This is a genomic window from Geothrix rubra (assembly GCF_030268065.1).
Lineage (GTDB): Bacteria > Acidobacteriota > Holophagae > Holophagales > Holophagaceae > Geothrix > Geothrix rubra.
Window position 1 is genome coordinate 79493 of record NZ_BSDD01000001.1, and the last position, 24325, is coordinate 103817.

The following is a 24325-nucleotide window of genomic DNA, read 5'->3' on the forward strand; positions in this document are numbered from 1 at the left end:
GGAGCCTCCCCGCCGGCCCTCGCCCGGAGGGAGAAAGCCAGGTGGGCGCCCCGCGGCGTCAGGGCCCTTGAACGATGTCCCGCATCGCCCTGCGGGCCCTTCCCTCTCGGTATCGCCTTCGGCGATACGCGAGACATAAAGATATCTGCGGTGCATCGCACCTGGCTTTCTCGCGGCCCCGTCGGGGTTTTGTTAGGCACTCTAAGGCCGCCTCAATCACCGGAGCGCAGCAGCTCCTCGTAGAGGTCGAGGTACTCGCGGGCCGCCCTGGGCCAGCCGAAATCCTGGGCCATGCCGCGCCTCTGGAGCTCCGTCCAGGTCTCCCGGCGGTCCCGGTACATCGCGATCGCCCGGTCCAGGGCCCCGGCCAGGCCGCCCGCCCGGGCCTCCTGGAAGGCGAATCCGGTGGCACGCCCCGCGCCGATGGCCTCGGGGGTGGCGTCCACGACGGTGTCCGCCAGGCCCCCGGTCGCGCGCACCACCGGCAGGGCCCCGTACCGGAGGGCGTACAGCTGGGTGAGGCCGCAGGGTTCCTGCCGGCTGGGCACGAGGATGGCGTCGGCCCCCCCGTAGATCCGGTGGGAGAGGCCTTCGTCGAAGCCGATCCGGGCCACCACACGGCTGGGGTGCAGGCGGGCCGCCGCCAGGAACCGGGCCTCCAGCTCGGGATCGCCCTGGCCCAGCACCGCCAGCTGGGCGTTCTGCGCCGCGAACCAGGCCTGGTCGTCCAGGACGAGGTCGAGCCCCTTCTGGGCGGCGAAGCGGCTGACGATGGCGAAGAGGGGCTGCTCCGCATCCACCCGGAGGCCCAGCTCCCGTTGCAGCTCGAGCTTGCCGGCGGCCCGGGCGGCCAGGCCGGTGGGGCCGAAGGGGTGGGGCAGGTGGGGATCGGTGGCCGGGTTCCACACCTCGTCGTCCACACCGTTGAGGATGCCCCGGAGTTCTCCGTTCCGCTGCTGGAGCAGGCCCGCCAGGCCCAGCCCCTCGGGGCCGAGGATCTCCCGGGCGTAGGTGGGGCTCACGGTGGAGAGGCGGTCGGCGTACACGAGGCCCGCCTTCAGGAAGCCGAGCTTCCCGTAGAATTCCAGGCCGTCGGGGTGGAAGGAGGCGGCGGGGAGGCCGAGCGGCGCCAGGAGGTCGGCGGGAAAGAGCCCCTGGTAGGCCAGGTTGTGGATGGTGAAGACGGTGCGGGGGCGCGGGCCCTCCTCTAGGGCCAGGTAGGCCGGGGCCAGGCCCGTGGGCCAGTCGTGGGCGTGGACGATCTCCGGCTTCCAGCCCTGGCCGTCCCCGTGGCGGCCCAGGTGGGCGGCGGCCCAGGAGAGGGCTCCGAAGCGGAGGGGCAGGTCGCCGGCGGCGCCGTAGGGCGTCCCGCGGCCGAAGAAGGCCGGCTGGTCCAGGAGGTAGAGCGGCTGGCCGGCGGGGCTGCGACCCAGCAGCACCCGGGCCTGTCCACCGCCCATGAGGTCGCCCAGGGCGAGGACGGGTTCCAGGGGCCCCACCTCGCGCATCAGGGACGGGTAGCCGGGCAGCAGCAGGCGGGTGTCCGTCCCCAGGTTCCGGAGGGCCTTGGGCAGGGCCGCCAGCACGTCCGCAAGGCCGCCCACCTTCACGTGGGGGAAGAGCTCCGTGCCCGCGAAGAGGATCCGCATCGTCACTCTTCCATCCGGTCCAGCATGGCCTGGGAGATGAGGGTGACCCCTCCGGGGGTGCGGTGGAACCGGCGGTCGTCCTCCTCCGGATCCTCCCCGACCACCAGCCCCGGCGGGATGCGGCAGCCGCGGTCCACCACCACGCGACGGAGGTGGGCCCGCTCTCCGATGTCGGCCATGGGCAGGATCACGGCCTCCTCCAGCTGGGCGTAGGAGTGGACGCGGGTCCGCGTGAAGAGGAGGGAATCCCGGATGTGGGCCCCCGAGACGATGCACCCGCCCGAGATGAGGCTGCTGATGGCCGAGCCCTGGCGGACATCGTCGCGGTGGACGATCTTCGCCGGCGGGAGCTGTTCCTGATGGGTGTAGATGGGCCAGCTGTAGTCGTAGAGGTTCAGGGCGGGCTGCACGGACACCAGGTCCATGTTGGCCTCCCAGTAGGCATCCACGGTCCCCACGTCCCGCCAATAAGGCTCGGTGTTCAGGGGGTTGGGGATGCAGCTCCGCTCGAAGCGGTGGGCGTACACCCGCGCCCGCTTCACCAGGATGGGGATGAGGTCATGGCCGAAGTCGTGGCCCGATTCCGTCCGGGCGTCCCGCATCAGCTCGTCGAAGAGGAAATCGGCCTTGAAGAGGTAGATGCCCATGCTGACGAGGGCCTTGTCGGGCCGGCCCGGGATGCCCGGAGGATCCTGGGGCTTCTCCACGAAGTCGAGGATGCGGTCCGCCTCGTCCACCTGGGCGATGCCGAAGCCGCGGGCGGTGAGCCGGGGGACCTCCAGGCAGGCGATGGTCATGTCGGCGTCGGTATCGAGGTGGTCCTGGAGGAAGTACTTGTAGTCCATCCGGTAGATGTGGTCCCCGGCCAGCACCAGCACGTGCTGGGGATCGAACTTGCGGATGTTGTCCACGTTCTGGAACACCGCATCGGCGGTGCCGTTGTACCAGCACTCCTTCTCCAGGCTCTGCTGGGCCGGCCACACGTGGACGAACTCCTGGAGGTTCCCGGGGAGGAAGCCCCAGGCGAACTCCAGGTGCTCCAGCAGGCGGTGCGAGTTGTACTGCGTGAGGATGCCGATCTTGCGGAAGCCCGAGTTCACGCAGTTGGACAGGGTGAAGTCGATGATCTTGAACTTCCCGCCGAAATCGAGGCCCGGCTTGGAGGCCCAGTCCGTGAGATCGGCCAGCCGTCGCCCCCGTCCCCCGGCAAGGACCACGGTCATGATGCGACGGGGACTCAGGTAGGGCTCTTTGAGGGGCATGCTCCCCTCCCCTGGCAGGATACCCTTGCACCGCTGATGGCGCGGACCCATAAAAAAAAGATGCCGCCCGCGTGCCCGAGAAGGATCCATTCATCCGTGGGTTCCGTCAAGGTGAGGCGCCCCTGGGTCCGGACCCGGGCCGATCCGACCTACGGTAGGGACTTTCCAGTCGTGGCGCGGATGCTAGGCTCACCGGAACCAAGCTCTTCTGAGAGTCATCACCTGGAGGTCCCATGCGATCCGCAGTCATCGTCGAAGCCAAGCGCACCCCCGTCGGCCGGGGCGTCAAGGGCGCCTATGCCGCCACCCGGCCCGAGCAGCTGGGATCGGTGGTGATCGAGGCCCTCAAGCCCCTGCTCAAGGATTGGTCCATCCTCGAGGATGTCCTGGTGGGCTGCGCCATGCCCGAGGGCGAGCAGGGCATGAACATGGCCCGGCTGGTGAGCTTCCGGGCAGGCCTGCCCATCACCGCCGCCGCGGCCACCATCAACCGCTTCTGCGGCAGCAGCCAGGAGACCATGCTCATGGCCGCCCGGGCCATCCTCGCCAACGCCGGCGATGTCTTCCTCGCCGGGGGCGTGGAGAGCATGTCCAAGGTGCCCATGATGGGCTTCAATCCCAGCGTCGATCCCTTCCTCAGCGAGAACTACCCCCAGGCCTACTGCTCCATGGGCATCACGGCCGAGAACCTGGCGAAGGAATACAAGCTCACCCGGAAGGAGTGCGACGAGTTCGCCTTCCAGAGCCACCAGAAGGCCGCCGCCGCCTGGAAGGCCGGCAAGTTCGAGAAGGAGGTCGTCCGCTTCGAGACCAAGGGTCTGGACGGCAAGGCCGTCACCCTCCAGCAGGACGAGTGCGTCCGCGCCGACACCAGCCTGGAGAAGCTGGGCGAGCTGAAGCCCGCCTTCCTGGCGGAGGGCCTCACGACCGCCGGCAACAGCTCGCCCATCACCGACGGCGCCGCCTTCCTGCTGGTCATGGAGGAGTCCGTGGCGAAGTCCCTGGGCCTCAAGCCCCGCGCGCGCATCCTGAACGGCGCCGTGGCGGGTGTGGAGCCGGACCGCATGGGCATCGGCCCCGTGCCGGCCGTGAAGAAGGTGCTGGGCCGCGTGGGCCTGAAGCTCGACCAGATCGACGCCATCGAGCTGAACGAGGCCTTCGCCGCCCAGAGCCTGGCCGTGATCCGCGAAGGCGAGTATGACCCCGCCAAGGTGAATGCCTGGGGCGGCGCCATCGCCATCGGCCACCCCCTCGGCGCCAGTGGCGCCCGGATCCTCACGACCCTGCTGAACCGGCTCGAGACCGACGGCGGCAAGTACGGCATCGCCACCATGTGCATCGGCGGCGGCCAGGGCGTCGCGTCCGTCATCGAGAAGCTCTGATCCAACCACACGACATCGAGACTGGAGGTTGGACATGAACATCAAGAAGATCGGCGTACTCGGCTCGGGCGTGATGGGCTCGGGCATCGCGGCCCACGTGGCGTCGGCAGGCTGCCAGGTGGAGCTGCTGGACATCGTCATCGACGAGGCGGCGCCGGACAAGCTGGCGGAAGGGGCCCTGGCGGGCCTGGCGAAGGCCAAGCCGGCCCTGGCCATGCACCCCTCGTTCCTGAAGAAGATCCGGCCCGGCAACCTGAGGGACCACCTGGACCGCCTGTCGGACTGCGACTGGGTGGTGGAGGTGGTGAAGGAGGATCTCGCCATCAAGCGGGACCTCTACACCCGCCTGGAACCGAAGCTCAAGGCCGGCGCCTGGATCAGCTCGAACACCTCGGGCATCCCCCTCAAGCTGCTCGTGGAGGGCCGCGGGGACGCCTTCCGCAAGCACTTCGTCATCACCCACTTCTTCAATCCCGTGCGCTACCTGCGCCTGCTGGAGTTCGTGAAGGGTCCCGAGGTGGACGAACAGGAGGCTCAGGCCTTCCGCACCTGGCTGGAGGAGGCCCTCGGCAAGGAGGTGGTGCCGGCCTATGACAGCCCCACCTTCATCGGCAACCGCATCGGCATCCACGGCATCATGGCCACCCTGCACATGGCCCTGGCGGAGAAGATCCCCTTCGAGGTCCTGGACATGGTGCTGGGCGATGCCTCCGCCCGGGCCAAGAGCGCGGCCTTCCGCACCGCGGACCTGGCTGGCGTGGACATCCTGGCGGCGACCGCCAAGAACGTCTACGACCTCTGCCCGAAGGACGAGGTGCGCGACGTCTTCAAGTTCCCGGAATTCCTCCAGTGGATGTTGGACAACAAGCTCTTCGGCAACAAGGTGAAGCAGGGCTTCTTCAAGAAGGGCCCCAAGGACGCCAAAGGCAAGAAGACCTTCCTGGCCCTCGATGCCACGTCGCGCGAGTACGTCCCCCAGGTGCGGAAGGACTGGCCGATCCTCAAGGAGCTGAAGGGGATCGACGACCCGGCGGAGAAGGTAAGGACCCTCCTCACCAGTGATACGGAGGCCGGGCGCCTGGCCTGGCGCTGCATCGCCCCCAACCTCACCTACGCCGTGAACCGGCTGGGCGAGGTCACGGACGGCCCCCTGAACGTGGACCGCGCCATCAAGAACGGCTTCGCCTGGGAGCTGGGCCCCTTCGAGACCTGGGACACGCTGGGCGTGGAACGGGTCGTGGCGCGCATGCGCTTCGACGGGCAGCCCATCGCGCCCCTCGTCGAGCAGATGCTGGCCAAGGGCATCCCCAGCTTCTACCGCTGGGAGCACGGCATCCCCGTGGCCCAGCTGAACCCGAAGACCCTGGCCTATGATCCGATCCTCGAGGACCGGCGCGTCATCATCCTCAAGCGCGAGGAGGGCCGCGGCAAGGTGGTGGCCGAGAACGGCAGCTGCCAGCTCATCGACCTGGGCGACGACGTGGCCTGCCTGGCCTTCCGCAGCAAGATGAACGCCCTGGACGACGGCATCATCGGCCTGATGGAGGACACCCTCCAGAAGCACGTGCCGGGGCGCTTCAAGGGCCTGGTGGTGGGCAACCAGGGCCAGCACTTCAGCGCCGGGGCGAACCTGGTCATGGTGCTGAACGCCGCCAAGGACAAGCAGTTCGACCAGATCCTGGAAGTGGCCCGCCGGCTGCAGTACGCCGGTCGCATGCTGACCTACGCCCCGTTCCCGACGGTGGCGGCGCCCTTCAACCTGGCCCTGGGCGGCGGCTGCGAGATGACCATGGCCTGCCAGCGGGTCGTGGGCCACGCCGAGCTCTACATCGGCCTGGTGGAGGTGGGCGTGGGCGTGATCCCCGCCGGCGGCGGCTGCCTCCAGATGCTCCTCCGCATGGAGGACGCCATGGCCGCCCAGAACCAGCTCGGCCCCATGCCCAAGGTGAAGGCGGCCTTCCAGGGCATCGGCACGGCCAACGTGAACACCAGCTTCGACGAGGCCCAGCGCAACGGCTACCTGCGCCGCACGGATCGCCGCGTGATGAACAAGGCCTTCCTCCTGAACGAGGCGAAGCAGGAGGTCCTCAAGATGGCCGCGGACTTCCAGCCCGTGAAGGAGCGCACCCTGCGCCTGCCGGGCCGGGGGGGCAGCGAGGCACTGAAGATGGCCGTCCGCGACTTCCAGCTCCAGGGGCTGGCCAGCGAGCACGACGCCGTCATCATGGGCGAGCTGGCGAACATCCTCTGCGGCGGGGACGTCAGCCTGGTCCAGGAGATCACGGAGGAACGGATCCTCGAGCTGGAGCGGGAGGCCTTCACGCGCCTCTGCGGCATGGAGAAGACCCAGGCCCGCATGGACGCCATCTTGAAGACGGGCAAGCCCCTGAGGAATTGAATCCGAGGCGGTCTCGGGATCGAAGATCCCGAGAAGACGGGCAAGCCCCTGAGGAACTGAAGCCGGGACGACCTGAAAACCGCTCCGGATCCAGCTTCAAATCCATCCCAGGTTGTGACTTAAGCCGCCTTTTCCCGGGCGGCTTTTTTTTCGTGTTGCCAGGGGTGGGGCAGGTCGGAACACTTGGGGCGATCCCAAATCGGACCCAATCCATAGGAGGCACTGTGAGCGGCAATTCCCAGTCAACTCCACGCGTGGCGGCCATCGTGGGCCCCTACCTCTCTGGTAAGACCTCCTTGATGGAGAGCCTTCTCTTCGTGGCGGGCGCCCTGCCGCGCAAGGGCTCCGTCAAGGAGGGGAACACGGTCGGCGACGCCTCCATGGAGGCCAAGGCCCGGCAGATGAGCGTGGAGGCCAGCCTGGCCGCCTGCACCTACCAGGACCAGGCCTGGACCCTCATCGACTGCCCCGGCTCCGTCGAGTTCAGCCAGGAGGCGGCCCACGCCCTCATGGTGGCCGACATCGCCGTCGTGGTGGTGGACCCCGACCCCAACCGGGCCCTGATGGTGGCCCCCACGCTGAAGTTCCTGGACGACCACAAGGTCCCCCACGTGGTCTTCGTCAACAAGATGGAGGCCCCCGGCAGCGCCTCGAGGCTGAAGGACGTGCTGGGCGCCCTGCAGGGCGTCTCCGAGCGGCCCCTGGTGCTGGTGGAGATCCCCATCCGCGAGGGCGACCAGATCACCGGCTATGTGGATCTCATCAGCGAACACGCCTACAAGTACGATGCCGCCCGGGATGCCGACCTCGTCACCCTGCCCGAGTCCGTGCTGCCCGAGGAGCACGAGGCCCGGCAGCAGATGCTGGAGAAGCTGGCGGACTTCGACGACCACCTCATGGAGGAGCTGCTGGGCGACGTGGTGCCGCCCCTGGAGGAGATCTCCGAGGACATGGCCAAGGACGTCCATGAGGATCTCCTGGTGCCTGTCCTCTTCGGTTCCGCGGACCGGGATGCGGGGATCCGGCGGCTCTTCCAGACCCTCTGCGAGGAGGCCCCCTTCGCCGGCGAGACGGCGGCCCGCCTGGGCATCCCCGAAGGCAACGGCACCCTCGTCCAGGTGTTCAAGACCGTCCACGCCCAGCACGTCGGGAAGCTCAGCATCTCCCGTGTGTGGCGCGGCGAGGTGGCCGACGGCACCTCCCTGGCCGGCAATCGCGTCAGCGGCATCAACCGGCTCTTCGGTTCCCAGCAGATCAAGCTCCAGAAGGCCACGGCGGGCGAAGTGGTGGCCCTCGGCCGCATGGACGAGGTGAAGACCAGCGAGGGCCTGACGGCCTCGGCCAAGGTCCAGCTGACCTGGCCCGAGCCCCTCCAGCCCATGCTGGCCCTCAGCCTGCACACCACCAAGAGTGGGGACGACGTGAAGCTGTCGCTGGCCCTCCAGAAGCTCTGCGAGGAGGACGCCTCCCTCCAGGTAGAGCAGAACGCCGAGACCCAGGAGCGTGTCCTCTGGGGCCAGGGCGAGGTCCACCTCAAGTGCGCCCTGGACAAGCTCAAGAGCCGGTTCGGCCTGGATGTGCAGTCCCACCCGCCCCTGGTGCCCTACCGGGAGACTTTCACGAAGGCCACCAAGATCCACGGCCGCCACAAGCACCAGACCGGCGGCCACGGCCAGTTCGGCGACGTGTGGTTCGAGATCAAGCCCCTGCCGCGGGGCACCGGCTTCCAGTTCGAGGAGCGCATCGTGGGCGGCGTGGTGCCCAAGAACTTCTTCGGCGCCATCGAGCATGGCGTGGTGGACTGGATGAAGCGCGGCCCCCTGGGCTTCCCGGTGGTGGACATCCACGTGGCCCTGGTGGACGGCAGCTACCACACCGTGGACAGCTCCGACATGGCCTTCAAGACCGCCGCCCGCATCGCCATGACCGAGGGGGCGCCCCTGTGCCATCCCGTGCTCCTGGAGCCCATCACCGAAGTGCAGATCTCCGTGCCCAGCGAGTTCACCTCCAAGGCCCAGCGGCTCGTCACCGGCCGGCGCGGCGGGCAGGTGCTCGGCTTCGACGCCAAGCCGGGATGGAACGGGTGGGATGTCGTCTCGGCCTACATCCCCCAGGCCGAGATGGGCGACGTCATCGTGGAGCTCCGCAGCCTCACCATGGGCGTCGGCTCCTTCACCTGGTCCTTCCACCACCTCCAGGAACTGGTCGGCCGCGATGCCGACAAGGTCGTCGAGGCCCGGAAGGCGGCGAAGACCACGGCCTGAGGGCCCGGTCGAGCCCGGCAGGGCAGGAGGCAGTGGCCGCAGGATGCGGCCCCTGCCGGTTCGTGGGGTCGACCCGGCCGAGGGATGGGGGTTGACCAGGGTCACCGGGAAGGGAGGCCTGCCCATGACAAGATGGGGGCATCCCATCCCACGTCCAGGCCATCCGATCCGTGCATCAACCGCTCGCGAAGGTCCGGGCTCCACCCTGGAGTTCCACGATGTCCTCCCGTTCTTGGCTGATGGCCGCGGCGCCACTGATCCTCACGCCCCTGCTGGCGGGCCCGCCGCCCCCCACCTTCGCCGCGAACCAGGCCATGCAGATGCAGATCCAGATGCAGATGCAGATGCAAATGCAGATGCAGATGACGCGCGCCCGGCTGGCGGCCCAGCAGGCCCAGCGCCGGCGTGCCAATGAGCAGGCCGCCCACCAGAAGAACCTCCCCCCCATCGAGGAGGTCGCGAAGCCGGGTGGAGAGGCCTGGCGGGCCACCCTGCCTTCGGCGGGAAACCGTGCCGAGGACGCGGCCCTGGTGGTGGCCGTCGGCGAGAAGTGGCTGTTCGCACGCTCCCGGGACAAGGGGCTCGACCGCTGGACCGCGCCGGTGGAAGGGGGCTTCGAGAGCGGACCGGTGATCACGAACGGGCTGGTCCTCTACACCACGGGGGACTACCGCTTCACGGCCCTGGACCGCGAGACCGGGAAGCCGCGCTACCAGGTGCAGCTGGAGGCCCTGCGCCGCTTCTTCTCAGCCGACAACAACAAGACGAGGGTCCAGTTCCCGATCATCGACGGGAAGCGGGTCTACCTGGCCACCTACGGCAAGGGTCAGGATGGCGAGGCGGGCGGGAAGCTCTATGCCCTGGACCTCGAGACCGGGGCGAAGCTCTGGGAGGCGGCCCTCGCCGCCGGGGCCGACCATCCCCCGATGATCCTGGGGGATCGCGTCCTGGTGGGCGGGGCACCCTGGATCCAGGCCTTCCAGGTCGCCGACGGCAAGCCCCTCTGGAAGACCTACCTGGGACCCAGCAAGTGGGTATCGATGGGGGTCGTGGCCCAGGGCCGCTACTGCCTGACGGCGGACAAGCTGGTCATGGCCCTCGATCCGGTCAAGGGGGAGATCCTCTGGCGGCAGGAGGTGGGATCGGGCGTGACGGGGGATGACACGCGGCTGTTCAGCATCCGGACGGGGATGTTCGGTGGGGTGACCCTCGTGGCCCTCGATCCGGCGACGGGCCATCCGGTCTGGGAGCGGAAGGGGGTCGGCAGCCTGCCCTGGGTCCAGGATGGTCGGGTCTACCTGGCGGTGGACGGGGCCGTCCGCTGCCTGGAGGCGGTGGATGGCAAGCAGGTCTGGGAATCGCCCATGGCCAAGCCCGCACCCTGGCCGCCGACGATGGTCGGCAGTCAGCTCCTGGCGGCCTGTCCCGAGGGGAAGACCACCGTGCTGCGCGCCCTGGACCCCGCCACCGGCAAGGAGAACTGGTCCTTCACCGCCCGGGTGAAGCCCGGCGACGGGCTGTTCGTGGCCGATGGGGCGGGCATCCTGGTTCCCGGCAAGGATGACGAGCTGGTCTGCTTGAAGTGAGAATCCGCTCCGGCCCTGCGGGGCCGGAGTTAGAGGAAGCCATTCTCTCCCTGCGGTGAGACAATCAATCTCCGGATTTCCCCAGGGATCCGGAGCAGGGAGTCGGCTTGGCGCAGAAGGGCGTGCAGATCATCACCGTGGAACCCGGCAGCCTGGCCGAGGCGGCCGGGATCCGCCCGGGGGATACGCTGCTGGCCATCAACGGCGAGGCGGTGCTGGACCAGCTGAACTACCAGTTCCTGGTCACCCAGCGGGACGAGACGGACCTGCTCGTGGGCCGGCCGGACGGCAGCGCCTTCGAGGTCACCGTGGAGAACGGGGGCGAGGGCCTCGGCGTGGACCTGGCCCAGGACGAGGTGAAGGTCTGCCGGCAGAACTGCGTCTTCTGCTTCGTCCACCAGATGCCCAAGGGCTTCCGGAAATCGCTCTACCTGAAGGACGAGGACATCCGCCTCTCCTTCCTCTACGGCCATTTCACCACGCTCTCCAGCAGCGACGATGCGGAGCTGGACCGCATCGTGCGCGAGCGCCTGAGCCCCATCCACGTCTCCGTGCACGCCACGGACCCGGAGGCCCGGGTGCGGGTGGTGGGCAATCCCCGGGAGGGCGACGTCCTCCGCAAGATCGACCGCCTGCTGGCCGGGGGCATCGACGTCCACACCCAGGCCGTGGTGGCGCCCGGGCTCAACGACGGCGCCATCTGGCAGCGCACGCTGGACGACCTGTGGGCCCGTCGCCGGGAAGGGCGAGGCGGCGTCCTGAGCCTCTCCTGCGTGCCCGTGGGCCTCACGGCGCACCGCGACGGCCTGCCCACCGTGCAGGATGTGGACCCCGCCTTCGCCCGGGAGTGGGTGGCCCACTGGACGCCGGAGGTGCGGCGGTACGCGAAGGCCAATGACGGCGAGCCCTGGCTGCTGCTGGCGGACGAGTGGTTCACCCGCGCCGGCATCGAGGTGCCCGGCCGGGCCTTCTATTCCCGGAGCTGGGCCCAGCTGGAGAATGGCGTGGGCCTCGTGCGGCGCTTCCTGGAGCACAGCCGCCGCTTCATCCGCAGCCCGCGGGCGAAGGGCTTCGCGGGCCGCCGGGCCCTGCTCCTGACGGGCGCCAGCTTCGCGCCCACCCTCTCGCGGGTGGTGGCGGAGCTGAACCGCGCCGTCGGGAGCCAGCTCCGCGTGGCCCCCGCCCGCAACTTCACCTTCGGCGAGAGCGTCACCGTGGCGGGCCTGCTCTGCGGCGAGGACCTGAAGTACGCCGCCCACGCGGACCGCGAGGCCCGGGGCGGCCGCCCGGACTGGGTGGACGCGGTGGTGGTGCCGTCCGCCAGCCTCCGCACCCACACCGGGCCCACAGACCAGTACACCCTCCGCGGCCAGGTGGTGCGCGAGGAGGGCACCTTCCTGGACGACCTGACCCTGCCGGAACTGGCCACAGACCTGGGCGTCCCCGCCGTGCCCAGCGGTGCGAACCTCTCCCACCTCCTGGACCACCTGGAGGCGGCGGACCGGGGCGCCTTCCGTGGCGGGGCCCTGCACCGGACCTTCCATCCCGAGGGGCTCAACCTGCCGCAGGGCGCCTACAATCCCTGACGCAGACCGATCTGCGGAAAGCCGGGCGTCTGCGGTTCCCCTTTCGCTGCCTGCATCGGATGATGAGGCAACGACCCGAAGGAAGTCCTGGATGCCCACTGCCGCCGCCCTGTCCCGCAGCCGCGCCCAGGCGCGCATGGAACTGGCCGGCTCGGCGTTCTGCTTCGGCCTCATGGCCATCCTGGCCCGGAAGCTCAGCCAGCCGGGCATGGGCTTCACCGCCGGGCACCTCTCCGTCATCCGCTTCGTCGTGGGAGTCGTCCTGAGTCTGGCGGCCTTCCGGATCTGGCCGGGCCTGTACCGGCCCGGGAACTACCGCCTGCTGGTGCTTCGTGGCCTTTCGGGCGGCCTCGTGGTGGTGCTCTATTTCTACGCCCTGGCCCGCATTCCGGCCGGCGAGGCCGGGATCCTCTACAACCTGTTCCCGGTCTTCGCCACGGCCATGTCTCTCTTCCTGTTCCGGGAGCGGCCCACGATCCACCTCCTGGTGGCCATCCTCGCGGCCTCTCTGGGCGTGGTGCTGGTCCTGGGGCAGGGCGGTGTCGCCCTGGCCGTGCGCCTGGGTGCGGGCGAGGCCGCGGCCCTGGCGGCGGCGGTGTTCGCGGCGGTGAGCGCCAACGCCATCCGGGCGGCCCGGCCCACGGACAATGCCCCGACCATCTTCTTCTTCTTCTGCCTGGCCGGACTGCCGGTGGTCCTGCCCTTCGCCCTGGACCCGTGGCCCGGGGGGCTGGTCCCCTGGCTGGTGGCCCTCCTCATGAGCCTCCTGGCCTTCGCGGGCCAGCTCCTCATGGCGGAGGCCTACGGGGCCCTCTCCGTGGCCGAGGCGGCCATCTGGCTCCAGCTCATGCCCGTGGTGCAGTACCTGCTGGCCGTGCCCCTCCTGGGGGAGCGGGCCACGACCGCGGGGCTCGCGGGCGTGGCACTCACCGTGACCGGCGTGGCCTACGGGACGGCCCTGGGGCACCGGCGCAGGACGGCCTGAACAGGAAAGGCCCCGCCGGAGCGGGGCCTTCCATCACGCGGCTCAGGTTCAGCCGTTGGTCGGGGCAGCCGTGGCTGCCGCGGGACGCTTCAGGATGGAGACGGCCACCTTCACGTCGCCGCCGTCCTGACCCTGGAACTTGTCGGCCTGCTCCAGGGACTTCTTCTTCGCCGTGTCGGAGGCCACGCGGATGGCGTCCAGGGCATCGACGGCGTTCTGGAACTTCACGTCCTCGTCGATCTTCAGGAAGATCTTGCGGTAGCCCAGGGGCTGCAGCATGACGATGTCGGGAAGCTTCTGCTTGATGCCGTCGGCATCGATGGGATCGGCCTGGAGCATGAGCTTGCCGTCCTTGTCGATGCTGATGACGACAGGAGGATTGTTCGGATCGGGCTTGGGCGGGGTCGTGGTCTGGATGACCTGGGGAACCACCACCTTCATGGCCTTGGCGAGGCCGGGCACCATCACGATGAAGACGATCAGGAGCACCAGCACGATGTCGATCAACGGGGTGACGTTGATGTCGGATTTCTGCTTGCCCTTCGGGCCACCGGCATCCATTACTGGCCTCCTTCCTTCTTGTCCTCGGCCGTCACGATGGACGCCTCGTCGGCGCCACCCTTGCGACAGGCCTGGAACAGCTCATTGACGTACTTGAAGGGGAGATCCGCATCGGCCTTGACGAACACCCGCTTGTCCACGTGCTGCGAGACGTTGCGGTTGATGTAGTCGATGAGCTTCTGCTGCTCGGCCTCGTTGCCGATGGAGAACCGCTCGTCCTTGGCATCCTTGTCGTCGATCAGGATGGGGCCGGGGCCGGTCACTTCATAGGTTCGGGGATCGCGCTTGGAGGTGAACATCAGGGTGAGGTACTTGACCCCCTGATCCTCCTGCTGGTCCACCTTCGGGGCATGCTTGGAGAGCGGCAGCTTGACGGCATTGTTCACGGCGGGCGTGATCACGATGAAGATGATCAGCAGCACCAGAACGATGTCCACAAGCGGCGTGACGTTGATGTCGGCCTTCATGCCACCCTTGGAACCACCACCTGCATCCATGGTGTCCTCCTTGAAGAATGGCCCGGGGGTTCGCACCCCCGGGCCGGGGTGGAATGACTAGGCCTGGCTCTCGCGGCGGATGAACTCGTCGATCATCTGGGAGGCCGCGTTGTTGATGTTGGTGACGACCATGTCCTGCTTGTTGGTGAGCAGGTTGTAGAACCACACGGCCGGGATGGCGCAGACGAGGCCGAGGGCGGTGGTGGCCAGGGCCTCACCGATGGAGCCGGCCAGGGCGTTGATGTCGCCGGCGCCCTTGGTCTTCAGGTCGGAGAACACCTTGATGATGCCGACCACGGTGCCGAGCAGGCCGATGAAGGGGGCCAGGGCGCCGATGGTGGCCAGGCTGCTCATGCCCTTCTTCAGGAGCTCGACGACCTCGGCGGTGCCGCGGACGATGGCGCGCTCCACGGGCTGGATGGCGTCATGGTTGGGGTTCATGGTCTTGAGCTGCTTCTCGTACTGGAAGATGTCGAGGCCGTGCTTCAGCACCAGCGCCACGTGGGACTTGTTGTGGGTGGTGGCGGCGCGCTTGGCGGCCTCGAAGTCGCCGCGGCGGAGGGTGTCCATGAAGAGCTTCAGGAACTTCTCGGAGGCGGCGTTGCTCTGCCCGTAGGTCACGAAGCGCTCGATGGCGACGTAGATCTGAAGGGCGATCAGGACGAAGAGCAGGATGATGATGAACTTGTTGAAGATGGAGGCGGCGTGCCAGATCTCCATCGGGGAGAAGCCCTGCCCTTCGGCAAGCGCGATCACCAGGGGGGAAGCAAGCAGGTTCATTGGGGTTTCCTTGTAAGAGAGTGAAGTGGCGTAGGGAGGGTTGCGTTCGGCGGAAGTCCGCCCGTCATGTGGTGCCGGATCAGGCGGGGCGCCCTACCGGAGGCGGAAGGGCATGGTCAGCTTGAAGCGGGCGTACTGCGGCACGCCGTTCAGCATGGCCGGCTCGAACTTCCACTGCATGGCATAGGCCTCGGCCGTGGGCCGCAGCTGGGGAGGACCCTCCTTCGCGGTGGCCGAGGTGGGGACGCCATCGGGACCGACGACGATCTCCACGACCACGACGCCCTGGATCTTGGCGATCTTGGCGAGGGGCGGGTAGGGGGGCGGAGGCGGCTGGTACTTCACCTTGATCTGGCTGAAGTCGAAATCCACGACCCGGCCCGTGCCGCCGACGACCCCGCCGACCACACCACCGACCACGCCGCCGATCACGCCACCCGGGACACCGCCGGGAACGCCGCCGGGAACGCCGCCGAGGGAGTTGTCCTGCTTGGGCAGCTCCTTGGGCACCGTCTCAGGCACCACTTCCTGCCGCGGGTCGATGGGAGTCGTATCCACCTTGGCCGTGCTGGTCGCGGCAGCCGGCGGCGGCGGCGGCGGCGGCGGCGGCGGAGGCGGCGGCGGAGGCGGCGGCGGCGGCGCGTCGACCGTCTCGGCCAGATCGATGCCCACGGTCTTGATGACCTTCTTGCCGGCCTCGGTCTGCTTCGCCAGCTGGAAGGCCACGAAACCAAAGAGGCAGTACATGGCGATCGTCGTCGGGACGGTCACCATAGGGTTTCCCCGCCGAATGGCCTCGTTCCCCGCAGACAAGGAGGTGCGATAGACGGCATCCTCCAGCGTCTCTACGGGAGCGGCCGGCTTTGCGGGGGCAGGTTTTTTGGGATCTTTGCTCATGCGACTCCCTTAAAGATCCGGGGAAAAACAGCGAGCCGAACTGGCGGGATCACCAATCCGGCTTCATGAAAGTGGGATAAAGAACTGGGGCAAGCCCAACGGCTAAGATGGCAAAGGACCGCCCCCGGGTCAAGCGCAGAAAACCCGCGCAATGCCACACGGGCACGGTGTTCCGCGTTTTTTTCATGTCTGTTCCACGGCGGATTCACGGGGCAAAGCGGTGGGGCTGTTAATTTTTGTTAAGAAGGCCGGGTCACACTCATGTCATCGATCACAACTCGTCTGTTCGCAGTCCGGAACGAATCGCCCGGTGCAGGGCCCGCGCGGGCGGGGCGCTTCGCCACCGCCCACGGGGAGGTGCTGACGCCGGCCTTCATGCCCGTGGGCACTCAGGGGACGGTGAAGGGGATTACCCCGGAGCAGCTCCGGGAGATCGGCCCCCAGGTGATCCTCGGGAACACCTACCACCTGGGGCTCCGTCCGGGCGATGGCCTGGTGGCGCGCCTGGGCGGGCTGCACCGCTTCATGGGCTGGGACGGGCCCATCCTCACGGACTCCGGGGGCTTCCAGGTGTTCTCCCTGGCCTCCCTGCGGAAGATGACGGAGGAGGGCGTGACCTTCCAGAGCCACGTGGACGGGAGCCCCCAGTTCCTCTCGCCGGAGCGGAGCCTGGAGATCCAGCGGAACCTGGGCTCCGACATCTGCATGGCCCTGGACGAATGCCCGCCGGGGCGCCTGGAGCGTCCCAAGCTGGAGGAGAGCATGGCCCGGACCACGCGATGGCTGGCCCGGAGCCGCGCGGTGCCGCTCCGGACCCACCAGGGACTCTTCGCCATCAACCAGGGCGGGACCCACCTCGACCTGCGGCGCCGCCACCTGGCCGAGGCCCTGGAGCTGGACGCCAAGACCCCCTTCCAGGGCTTCGCCGTGGGCGGCCTCAGCGTGGGCGAGCCCAAGGAGGCGATGAACGCGGTCCTGGCCGAATTCGTGCGCGAGCTGCCGGCCGAGCGCCCCCGCTACCTCATGGGCGTGGGCACGCCCGAGGACCTGCTCTTCGGCATCGAGCAGGGGGTGGACCTCTTCGACTGCGTCCTGCCCAGCCGGGAGGCCCGCCACGGCAGGATCCTCACCAGCCGGGGCAAGCTCAATCTCAAGAACGCCCGCCACCGGGAGGCGGACCTGCCCCTGGACCCCGATTGCGGCTGCTACACCTGCCGGACCTTCAGCCGGGCCTACCTGCACCACCTCTTCCGCTGCGGCGAGCTGTTGGCCTTCACGCTGAACACGATCCACAACCTGAGCTACACTGTGGGGCTCACCCGAGCCGCGCGACAGGCCCTGCTGGAGGACCGTTTCCCCGCCTTCGCCCAGACCGCGCGCGCCGGATGGATGACCGAGGAGCCCTGAATGACCTTCGCCCTGATCCAGCAGACCCCCGCCGCCGGCCCTCCGGGCTGGACGCAGTTCGTGTTCATCGGCGGCATGGCCCTGATGTTCTACTTCCTCCTCATCCGGCCCCAGAGCAAGGCCCGGAAGGAGATGGAGGCCCGACTCTCGAAGCTGAAGGCCGGCGACGAGGTCATCCTGACCTCCGGCCTCTACGCCACCATCGACCGCGTCGAGGACAAGCACATCTGGCTGAAGCTCGGCGGGAGTGTCGTCAAGGCCCGCCGCACTGCCGTGGCCTCCCTCGCCGCCGAACCCGAGTCCCAGAACTGATCCTCCTTCCCACCGGCCCGGCCATGCCGGGCCGCCTTCTCTAGGAGCGCCCCGTGACCAAACGGAGCCTCTGGCGCCTCATCATCGTCCTCGCCGTGCTCGCCGGATGCGGCTATTTCTTCACGCCCCTCTCCAAGGTGAAGCTGGGCCTCGACCTCCGGGGCGGCGTCCACTTCGAGCTGGAAGTCCAGGGCCAGGAGGCCCTCGCCGCCGACCTGCGCGACACGCGGGACCGGCTGTCCTCCCGCCTGCGGGACAAGGGCCTGACCGCCGCCGTGGAGGTGGACGGTACGACGCTGCGCGTGGACGGGGCTGGCGCCGACCAGAAGGCCACCCTCGAGAAGGTGGTGAAGGACTTCTTCCCCGGCTACCTCCTGGCGGAGGATGGCGCCAGCTACCGCCTCTCCCAGAAGTCGGACTACCAGAAGCAGCTGAAGGATGACGCCAACAAGCGGGCCCTGGAGGTCATCGAGAAGCGCATCCGCGACATCGACCCGGCCAACGTGCTGGAACCCGAGATCACCGCCAGCGGCGCCGAGGGCAACCGCATCGTGGTGGAGATCCCCGGCATCGAGGAGGGCGACCGGGAGCGCATCAAGAAGCTGCTGGCCACGCCGGGCCACCTGGAGCAGCGGCTCCTGGCCAAGACGGATGTGATCAAGTTCCCCACCCGCGAGGCGGCCCTGGCCCACTTCCAGGGGAAGATCCCCGAGCAGTTCGAGCTGCGGCCGGAGATCGAGAGCGACCGTGCGGCCCGCCGTGCCGGCCAGCCCGTCGAGAAGGTCAAGCCCGGCGAGGAGAGGATCAGCGCCTGGGTGCTGCTGGACCGCACCATGAGCGTGGACGGCGCCGACATCATCGACGCCCACCGGGCCTCCAACCCCCAGACCGAAGCGAACGAGGTGAACTTCACCCTCAACAAGAAGGGGGATGACGACTTCGCCCGCCTCACCGGCATCGCCGCGGACGAGAACCGCCTCATCGCCATCGTGCTGGACCACAAGATCATCACGGAGCTGAGCGCCAAGGAGAAGATCATCGGCGGCGCGGTCCGCATCAGCGGCAACTTCACCGCCCAGGACGCGGATGACCTGGCCAGCCAGCTCCGCAGCGGCGCCCTGCGCGCACCCATGAAGTTCCTGGAGGAGCGGGTCGTGGGTCCCGGCCTCGGCCGCGACTCCATCCACGCCGGCGTGAGGGCCGCCCTCATCGGCTTCCTCACGATCATCCTGTTCATGGTGATCTTCTACCACTGGTCCGGCGTCAACGCGATCGTGGCCCTCACCGTGAACGTCGTGGTGATGCTGGGACTGCTCGGCTCCTTCCGGGCGACCCTCACCCTGCCGGGCATCGCCGGCTTCGCCCTGACATTGGGCATGGCCGTGGACGCCAACATCCTCATCTTCGAGCGCATCAAGGAGGAACTGGCCCTCGGCAAGAGTGTGCCGGGAGCCATCGATGCCGGGTTCGACCGGGTGTTCTGGACCATCGTGGACAGCCACGTGACCCAGCTCTTCGCGGCCCTCCTGCTGTTCATCTTCGGCACCGGCCCCGTGAAGGGCTTCGCCGTGACCCTCACCGTGGGCGTGGTGGCCAGCCTCTTCACCAGCATCTACATCAGCCGGTTCATCTACGACTGGGTGCTGGAGCACCACCCCGGCACCAAGACCCTCTCCGTGGGCACCCACACGTTCTTCAAGGGCGCCTCCTTCGACTTCATGAAGTACAAGGGCATGGCCCTGGCCATCAGCTGGGGCATCATCCTCGTCAGCCTCGCCTACGTCCATCCCTGGCACATCACGAACAATCCGCGGATCAAGCTGGGCATGCAGTTTGTCGGCGGCAACGACATGACCGTGCGCTTCCGCGGGCCCATGGAGCCGGAGACCATCCGGGCCGCCCTGGGCAAGGGCGGCTTTGCCGACGCCTCCGTGGTGGCCTACGAAGGCAGCGACAAGTCGTACCAGGACTTCGCCGTGAAGGTGAAGGCCCGGAAGGACGCCGACCAGAAGGACGCCACCCAGCAGGCCAACGCCCTCCGCGCCATCTTCAAGCAGCTGGATCCCGAGGCTGCGGTGAGCACCCTGCCGCCCCTCAACCTGGAAGGCTCGAAGAACCTCTCGGACGACCTGGTCAAGGCCAATCCCATGGGCGTCCAGCAGGACGACCAGGGACAGGCCCTGAATGCGGCCTACGGGCCCATGGCGGACAAGATCATCGCCCTCCGAGACCGGCTGCCCTCGGGGCTCTACCAGAGCTTCGACCAGCTGCCGACGGACATTCCCCAGGCCGTGAAGGACACGGTGAAGAAGGACTACCGCCTCGGCTCCGTGGGCATCCAGAAGGACGAGAGCTTCTCGCCCAGCATCTCCGGCGAGTGGACCCGGAAGACCCTCACGGCCGTGATGTGGGCGAGCATCGCCATCCTGATCTACGTGATGTTCCGCTTCACCCTGAGCTACGCCGTGGGCGGCATCGTGGCCCTCATCCACGACATGCTCATGGCCCTGGCCCTCTTCGCGGCCTTCGGGTACGAGTTCAACGTCCCGGTGGTGGCCAGCTTCCTGACCCTGATGGGCTACTCCATGGCCGACACCATCGTGGTCTTCGACCGCATCCGCGAGAACAGCCACAAGCCGGAGTACCGCCGCGCCTCCATCACGAAGCTGGTGAACGATTCCATCAACCAGACCCTGAGCCGGACCATCCTCACCTCGGTGTCCGTGCTCTTCGTGAGCGTCTGCCTCTGGCTCTTCGGCGGCCCGGCCCTCCATGACCTGGCCTTCCCCCTGGTCATCGGCGTCATCACCGGCACCTACAGCTCGATCTACATCGCCAGCCCGGTGGTCGTGTACTGGGACCAGTGGTTCGGCGGCAAGGACAAGCTGAAGCAGCATTGACGAGTGGTGCCGGGCTGGCAACGGCCAGCTCGATCACCATTCGCCAGGATTGGCGAATGGGACCGTGTGGGCGGAGCCCACAACGGCCCCGCAGGGGCGGGGGCCCAGGACGGGCCCCCGTCAGCATCGCCAGCCCGGTGGTCGTGTACTGGGACCAGTGGTTCGGCGGCAAGGACAAGCTCAAACAGCATTGACGTGCCTGGGCGCGCCGTTCCGGCGCGCACGGCACCTCTGGCGGCCCTCGATCGGACGCGCCATTCAGGCGCGTCCTCCCGCTCGCGCAGGCGCTCGCGGAGAGGGGCCCCCGGTTCGACGGCAAGGACAAGCTCAAGCAGCATTGATCCGGCCGCGGAGCTGCGCTCCGCGGGTACCAAAGAAGAAGCCCGGCAATGCCGGGCTTCTTCTTTGCGGGAAGGGCAAGGGCCTATTTCAAATGCCTCTCCAGGAAGGCGTAGATGTCCTTCCGGGATTCCCGGGCCAGGGTGGTGTCGATGCGGTTGAAGCTGTGGCCGCCGGGGGCGTCGGGGTAGATGCGGTACTCGAAGGTCTTGCCGGCGGCCTGGAGGGCGCGGATGAGGGATTCCACCTCCACCACGTTCACGTCCCGGTCGTTGGTGGTGCTGTGGACGAGCAGGGGGGTGTGGAGCTTCTGGACGTTCCACACGGGGCTGCGGCGGCGGTACTCGTCCACGGCGTCCTTGGGCTCCTTGCCGATGTGGTACTTGGCGGAGAACTCGGCCACGTAGTCCTGGCCCAGGTAGCCCAGGCGCAGGATGAGGTCCGATACGGGCACGCCGGCGTAGGCGGCGGCGAACTTCTCGGGGTGGTCGAAGACGGCCATGAGGGCGATGAGGCCGCCGTGGCTCCAGCCCACGATGGCACAGCGCTTCGGGTCCACGGGCAGGTGCTCCACGGCCCAGTCCCGGCCGGCCACCACGTCGTCGATCTCCAGGCCGCCGTAGTCGATGGCCTCGTAGAAGGACCGGCCGTAGCCCGTGGAGCCCCGGTAGTCCGGGGCGATCACGATGTAGCCCCGGTCGAGCATCTCCCGCACGATGTGGACGTGGTAGGTGCCGAAGTCCCCGTGGACGCCCCCGTGGGGCAGCACGATGAGGGGGAGCTTCCGGTCCTTGGGGGCGTTCCGCGGCATGAAGACGTACTGCTGGATCTTCAGGGGGTGGCGCTCGTTCCGGATGCCGTAGGTCTCCTCGCCCTTGGGATTCGGCGGGCCCGTGTACGTCACCTTGTCCACCACGGCCACGTCGGCGAGGCGCTGGAACCAGAGCTGGTCGTCCGCGGCCTTCCGCAGCGTGTCGAGCTCCCACTGGAGGCCGGAGACCTGGGCTTCCATCCGTTTCAGGCGATCCTCCCCGGCGGGGGCCTGGGCGGACAGGGAAGAGGTCACCGGGAGGGCCAGCACAAGCAGGGCCGCCGCCTGGAGGATCGGTGCGCGCATGGGTGCCTCGCAGGAACGATGTCGGCTACGAGCCTACGCCAAATAGCCTCGCAAGGCGAGGCTCAGCCTTCCCAGCTCACCCAGCCGGCTCGCCCCGGGATGTCCCGGCGCGCGACGGCCTTCGCCGGCGGGTTCGCGGCCTTCAACTCGGGCAGCCACTCCGCGTGGGTGCGGGCCACCACGCCCCGGGCCCGGAGGCCCCCCAGGAAGGCGTCGAAGGTCTCGAAGAGGGCGCCGCCCTCCACCTCGGTGTGCAGGGCGTAGACGTTCAGGGCGTCCTCGCGCACCAGATCCCAGACCTCCTGGTTCACCTGGGCCGGCGTGCGGCCCTCCAGGCCCAACAGTTCGTCCAGGGTGGGCAGGGTGGTGGGCACCTGGAGCGTCTTCAGGGTCCTGCCGTTCACGATGGGGAAGAAGGGCGCGGTGCCGCGGCAGTCCCCGGCGTAGTCGAGGCCGTAGGCCTCCTGCAGCTCCAGGGTGGTGTCGTTGCAGCGCCAGGCGGGGCTCACGGCCCCGCGGGCCTTCTCGCCGAAGACGGTCCCGTAGGCCTCATGGGCCCGGGCGTACCAGTCGGACAGCCACTGCCGGGACTTCCGGTCCAGCAGGTCGTGGTACTGCACGTGGTCCCAGGCATGGATGCCCACCTCGTGGCCGGCCTCCCTCGCCTGGCGCATCTCCGCGGCGGCCCGCTTCCAGATGGTGGGGGCGGGCAGCAGGACGCCGTACATCATCGTCTTGAAGCCGTACAGCTTCGCCGCGTTGGTGCGGCGCATCTTGGCCAGGAAGCCCCTGCGGAAGATGCGGCGGAGGGCCTTGCCGCTGTTGTCCGGACCGAAGCTGAAGTAGAAGCTGGCGCGCATCCCGTGCTTGTCCAGGAGGCGGAGCAGCGTGGGGATGCCCCGGATGGAGCCCTCCAGGGTATCGACGTCCACGCGGAGCGAAATGGCCTTCATTCCCCGTCCTGCCGGAAGCGCTGGCTCCGGTCCATGCGCCGGGCCTGGATGAAGCGGCGCATGGGCTCCAGGTCCCCCTCGGCCCCCGGCTGCAGCACGATGCCCAGGCGGGTGGGATGATCCTGGCCCTCCAGGATCGTGAGGTGCCGCACCTCACCCGTGCAGTGCAGGGGGATGCCGCCGGGCAGGGTGGCGTGGATCTCGATGGGCGTGTGGAGGTCCACCATGAAGACGTCGGGGAAGGCCAGGCCCGCGCCGGTTTCAGTGAGGTTCACCAGGAGGGCTTCCCGGGCCTTCCCGCCCAGGCGCACCTGGACCTGGAGGGGGGCCTGTTCCGGGGCCGCCACGCGGACGTCCGCGCGCCGGTGGAGCCGCGCGTCCTGGGGCCAGCCGAGGCGCAGGCGGGCGGTCCCGCCGTCGCGCTGGGCGATGGACAGGAGCTCGGCATCGAGGGAGAGCAGCTCGCTGCCGATCAGGATGGACAGCGTGGCCGGTCCGCCGGTGGCGGGCACCTGGTCCCTGGGCCGGATGCCCTCGACGTCGAGGGTCTCCCCGGGTTCGAAGGCCACCAGGCGCAGGTCCCCGAGGAGCCGGGGGCTGCCCTCGGGGCGCAGGCTGGCGGGGGCCTGCGTCTCCACGGCCTCCTGCAGGAGCTGGTGGAGGGCGAGATCGGTGAGGGTGGCCCCGCTGGCCATGGAGGTTCCTTTCAAATGCCCTGCGCGAGCCGATCCGCGAGGTTGGCGTGCAGTCCCGCGGCGAGGATGGCCCGCGCGGCGCCCTTCACATCGTACTCCAGACGGTGCAGCCGCACACGGCGGCGCTTGGGATCGTAGGTGAGGAAGGAGACGCGCGGATCCCGGTCCCGGGGCTGCCCCACGGACCCCGGGTTCACCAGGTAGCGGCAGTGGGGCTGCAGGGAGAACCATTCGCCGGGCTGGAGGGAGATCCAGTTGAGCTGGCCGCGCGATTCGTCCAGCTCGAAGCAGCCCGGCAGGTGGGTGTGGCCGAAGAAGCAGAGCTGGCCCTCGAAGGCGTCGAAGGCCTGGCCGATCTCGCGGATGTGGAGGAGGTAGGCGTCCTCGTCCATGGGTGACCCGTGGGAGATCTGGTAGTCCTCGCCCACCCAGAGGGGACCCCGCGGCAGCTCGGACAGGAACCGCCAGTTGTCCTGCCGCAGCCGTTCGCGCGTCCAGTCCGCCGCCTGCCGGGCGGGGAGGCTGAAGGTGCCGTCCTGCTCCAGGCCGGCACAGACCTTGTCATGGTTGCCCCGGACCACGAAGCGCGGCCGCAGCTCCCGCACGCGGTCCAGCAGCTGGTTGGGGTTGGCGCCGTAGCCGACCAGGTCGCCCAGGAGGATGAACCGGTGGATCGCCCGCCGCCGGGCGAAGCGCAGCACGGCGCGGAGGGCATGCAGGTTGGAATGCAGATCGGAGAGGATCAGGTCCACGGA

General features: G+C 68.6%; 19 protein-coding genes. 9 read left to right on the forward strand and 10 right to left on the reverse strand.

All coding sequences use genetic code 11. From position 1 onward, the window contains the following. Positions 1 to 212 precede the first annotated feature (212 nt). Both glgA and glgC read right to left on the reverse strand, forming a co-directional pair. The gene (gene glgA, locus QSJ33_RS00290; protein ID WP_285723407.1) at positions 213 to 1649 is read right to left on the reverse strand and encodes a glycogen synthase GlgA; all 1437 of its coding nucleotides are present in this window, start codon (positions 1647 to 1649) and stop codon (positions 213 to 215) included. A gap of 2 nt (positions 1650 to 1651) precedes the next feature. Next, on the reverse strand, positions 1652 to 2911 hold the full coding sequence (gene glgC / locus QSJ33_RS00295; RefSeq protein ID WP_285722013.1) for a glucose-1-phosphate adenylyltransferase: 1260 nt from the start codon (positions 2909 to 2911) through the stop codon (positions 1652 to 1654). A 233-nt stretch (positions 2912 to 3144) separates the two neighbouring features. On the opposite strand from glgC, the gene QSJ33_RS00300 reads away from it, so the two are divergent. From QSJ33_RS00300 to QSJ33_RS00325, 6 genes are all read left to right on the forward strand, one after another. Further along, positions 3145 to 4293 (forward strand): thiolase family protein, encoded by a 1149-nt coding sequence (locus QSJ33_RS00300; RefSeq protein WP_285722014.1) that lies wholly within the window; start codon positions 3145 to 3147, stop codon positions 4291 to 4293. 34 nt (positions 4294 to 4327) lie between these two features. After that, entirely contained in the window at positions 4328 to 6691 is a 2364-nt protein-coding gene (locus QSJ33_RS00305) for a 3-hydroxyacyl-CoA dehydrogenase/enoyl-CoA hydratase family protein (protein WP_285722015.1), read from the forward strand. 224 nt (positions 6692 to 6915) lie between these two features. Continuing rightward, positions 6916 to 8955 (forward strand): elongation factor G, encoded by a 2040-nt coding sequence (locus tag QSJ33_RS00310; RefSeq protein ID WP_285722016.1) that lies wholly within the window; start codon positions 6916 to 6918, stop codon positions 8953 to 8955. A gap of 218 nt (positions 8956 to 9173) precedes the next feature. Then, complete coding sequence (locus tag QSJ33_RS00315; protein WP_285722017.1) at positions 9174 to 10541, forward strand: outer membrane protein assembly factor BamB family protein; 1368 nt, start codon at positions 9174 to 9176, stop codon at positions 10539 to 10541. Positions 10542 to 10648: 107 nt separating this feature from the next. Then, on the forward strand, positions 10649 to 12127 hold the full coding sequence (locus tag QSJ33_RS00320; RefSeq protein ID WP_285722018.1) for a DUF512 domain-containing protein: 1479 nt from the start codon (positions 10649 to 10651) through the stop codon (positions 12125 to 12127). A gap of 91 nt (positions 12128 to 12218) precedes the next feature. Beyond that, on the forward strand, positions 12219 to 13112 hold the full coding sequence (locus QSJ33_RS00325) for a DMT family transporter (protein ID WP_285722019.1): 894 nt from the start codon (positions 12219 to 12221) through the stop codon (positions 13110 to 13112). A 48-nt stretch (positions 13113 to 13160) separates the two neighbouring features. Here QSJ33_RS00325 and QSJ33_RS00330 read toward each other — a convergent pair whose 3' ends face one another. The 4 genes from QSJ33_RS00330 to QSJ33_RS00345 form a co-directional block, all read right to left on the reverse strand. After that, positions 13161 to 13673, reverse strand: coding sequence for an ExbD/TolR family protein (locus QSJ33_RS00330; protein WP_285722020.1), 513 nt, complete (start codon positions 13671 to 13673; stop codon positions 13161 to 13163). Then, the gene (locus QSJ33_RS00335; RefSeq protein WP_285722021.1) at positions 13673 to 14170 is read right to left on the reverse strand and encodes an ExbD/TolR family protein; all 498 of its coding nucleotides are present in this window, start codon (positions 14168 to 14170) and stop codon (positions 13673 to 13675) included. Before QSJ33_RS00335 ends, QSJ33_RS00330 begins: the two co-directional genes overlap by 1 nt. A 57-nt stretch (positions 14171 to 14227) precedes the next feature. Continuing rightward, positions 14228 to 14950 carry a MotA/TolQ/ExbB proton channel family protein gene (locus QSJ33_RS00340; protein ID WP_285722022.1) on the reverse strand — a complete coding sequence of 241 codons (723 nt, stop codon included), beginning with the start codon at positions 14948 to 14950 and terminating at the stop codon, positions 14228 to 14230. Positions 14951 to 15043: 93 nt separating this feature from the next. Next, positions 15044 to 15724, reverse strand: coding sequence for a TonB family protein (locus QSJ33_RS00345; RefSeq protein ID WP_285722023.1), 681 nt, complete (start codon positions 15722 to 15724; stop codon positions 15044 to 15046). Positions 15725 to 16108: 384 nt separating this feature from the next. On the opposite strand from QSJ33_RS00345, the gene tgt reads away from it, so the two are divergent. From tgt to secD, 3 genes are read left to right on the forward strand one after another with little or no spacing between them, the layout of a single operon-like run. Further along, the gene (tgt, locus tag QSJ33_RS00350) at positions 16109 to 17254 is read left to right on the forward strand and encodes a tRNA guanosine(34) transglycosylase Tgt (RefSeq protein ID WP_285722024.1); all 1146 of its coding nucleotides are present in this window, start codon (positions 16109 to 16111) and stop codon (positions 17252 to 17254) included. Further along, on the forward strand, positions 17255 to 17566 hold the full coding sequence (gene yajC, locus QSJ33_RS00355; protein WP_285722026.1) for a preprotein translocase subunit YajC: 312 nt from the start codon (positions 17255 to 17257) through the stop codon (positions 17564 to 17566). Positions 17567 to 17619: 53 nt separating this feature from the next. Beyond that, a complete protein-coding gene (gene secD, locus QSJ33_RS00360; protein ID WP_285722027.1) occupies positions 17620 to 20466 on the forward strand; it encodes a protein translocase subunit SecD in 2847 nt (948 codons plus the stop codon). Positions 20467 to 20890: 424 nt separating this feature from the next. On the opposite strand, the gene QSJ33_RS00365 is transcribed toward secD, so the two are convergent. The 4 genes from QSJ33_RS00365 to QSJ33_RS00380 form a co-directional block, all read right to left on the reverse strand. Continuing rightward, positions 20891 to 21922 (reverse strand): alpha/beta hydrolase family protein, encoded by a 1032-nt coding sequence (locus QSJ33_RS00365; RefSeq protein WP_285722029.1) that lies wholly within the window; start codon positions 21920 to 21922, stop codon positions 20891 to 20893. Between the two features lie 62 nt (positions 21923 to 21984). Next, a complete protein-coding gene (locus tag QSJ33_RS00370; protein WP_285722030.1) occupies positions 21985 to 22875 on the reverse strand; it encodes a polysaccharide deacetylase family protein in 891 nt (296 codons plus the stop codon). Then, on the reverse strand, positions 22872 to 23570 hold the full coding sequence (locus QSJ33_RS00375; protein WP_285722031.1) for a PilZ domain-containing protein: 699 nt from the start codon (positions 23568 to 23570) through the stop codon (positions 22872 to 22874). The genes QSJ33_RS00370 and QSJ33_RS00375 overlap by 4 nt, the downstream gene beginning before the upstream one ends. Positions 23571 to 23581: 11 nt before the next feature. Beyond that, on the reverse strand, positions 23582 to 24322 hold the full coding sequence (locus QSJ33_RS00380; RefSeq protein WP_285722032.1) for a metallophosphoesterase family protein: 741 nt from the start codon (positions 24320 to 24322) through the stop codon (positions 23582 to 23584). Positions 24323 to 24325 lie beyond the last annotated feature (3 nt).

Coding starts and splice junctions, on each gene's coding strand:
- glgA (WP_285723407.1), bottom strand. CDS start 1,649: ATGCGGATCCTCTTCGCGGGCACGGAGCTCTTCCCCCACGTGAAGGTG.
- glgC (WP_285722013.1), bottom strand. CDS start 2,911: ATGCCCCTCAAAGAGCCCTACCTGAGTCCCCGTCGCATCATGACCGTG.
- QSJ33_RS00300 (WP_285722014.1), top strand. CDS start 3,145: ATGCGATCCGCAGTCATCGTCGAAGCCAAGCGCACCCCCGTCGGCCGG.
- QSJ33_RS00305 (WP_285722015.1), top strand. CDS start 4,328: ATGAACATCAAGAAGATCGGCGTACTCGGCTCGGGCGTGATGGGCTCG.
- QSJ33_RS00315 (WP_285722017.1), top strand. CDS start 9,174: ATGTCCTCCCGTTCTTGGCTGATGGCCGCGGCGCCACTGATCCTCACG.
- QSJ33_RS00325 (WP_285722019.1), top strand. CDS start 12,219: ATGCCCACTGCCGCCGCCCTGTCCCGCAGCCGCGCCCAGGCGCGCATG.
- QSJ33_RS00330 (WP_285722020.1), bottom strand. CDS start 13,673: ATGGATGCCGGTGGCCCGAAGGGCAAGCAGAAATCCGACATCAACGTC.
- QSJ33_RS00335 (WP_285722021.1), bottom strand. CDS start 14,170: ATGGATGCAGGTGGTGGTTCCAAGGGTGGCATGAAGGCCGACATCAAC.
- QSJ33_RS00340 (WP_285722022.1), bottom strand. CDS start 14,950: ATGAACCTGCTTGCTTCCCCCCTGGTGATCGCGCTTGCCGAAGGGCAG.
- QSJ33_RS00345 (WP_285722023.1), bottom strand. CDS start 15,724: ATGGTGACCGTCCCGACGACGATCGCCATGTACTGCCTCTTTGGTTTC.
- tgt (WP_285722024.1), top strand. CDS start 16,109: ATGTCATCGATCACAACTCGTCTGTTCGCAGTCCGGAACGAATCGCCC.
- yajC (WP_285722026.1), top strand. CDS start 17,255: ATGACCTTCGCCCTGATCCAGCAGACCCCCGCCGCCGGCCCTCCGGGC.
- QSJ33_RS00365 (WP_285722029.1), bottom strand. CDS start 21,922: ATGCGCGCACCGATCCTCCAGGCGGCGGCCCTGCTTGTGCTGGCCCTC.
- QSJ33_RS00370 (WP_285722030.1), bottom strand. CDS start 22,875: ATGAAGGCCATTTCGCTCCGCGTGGACGTCGATACCCTGGAGGGCTCC.
- QSJ33_RS00375 (WP_285722031.1), bottom strand. CDS start 23,570: ATGGCCAGCGGGGCCACCCTCACCGATCTCGCCCTCCACCAGCTCCTG.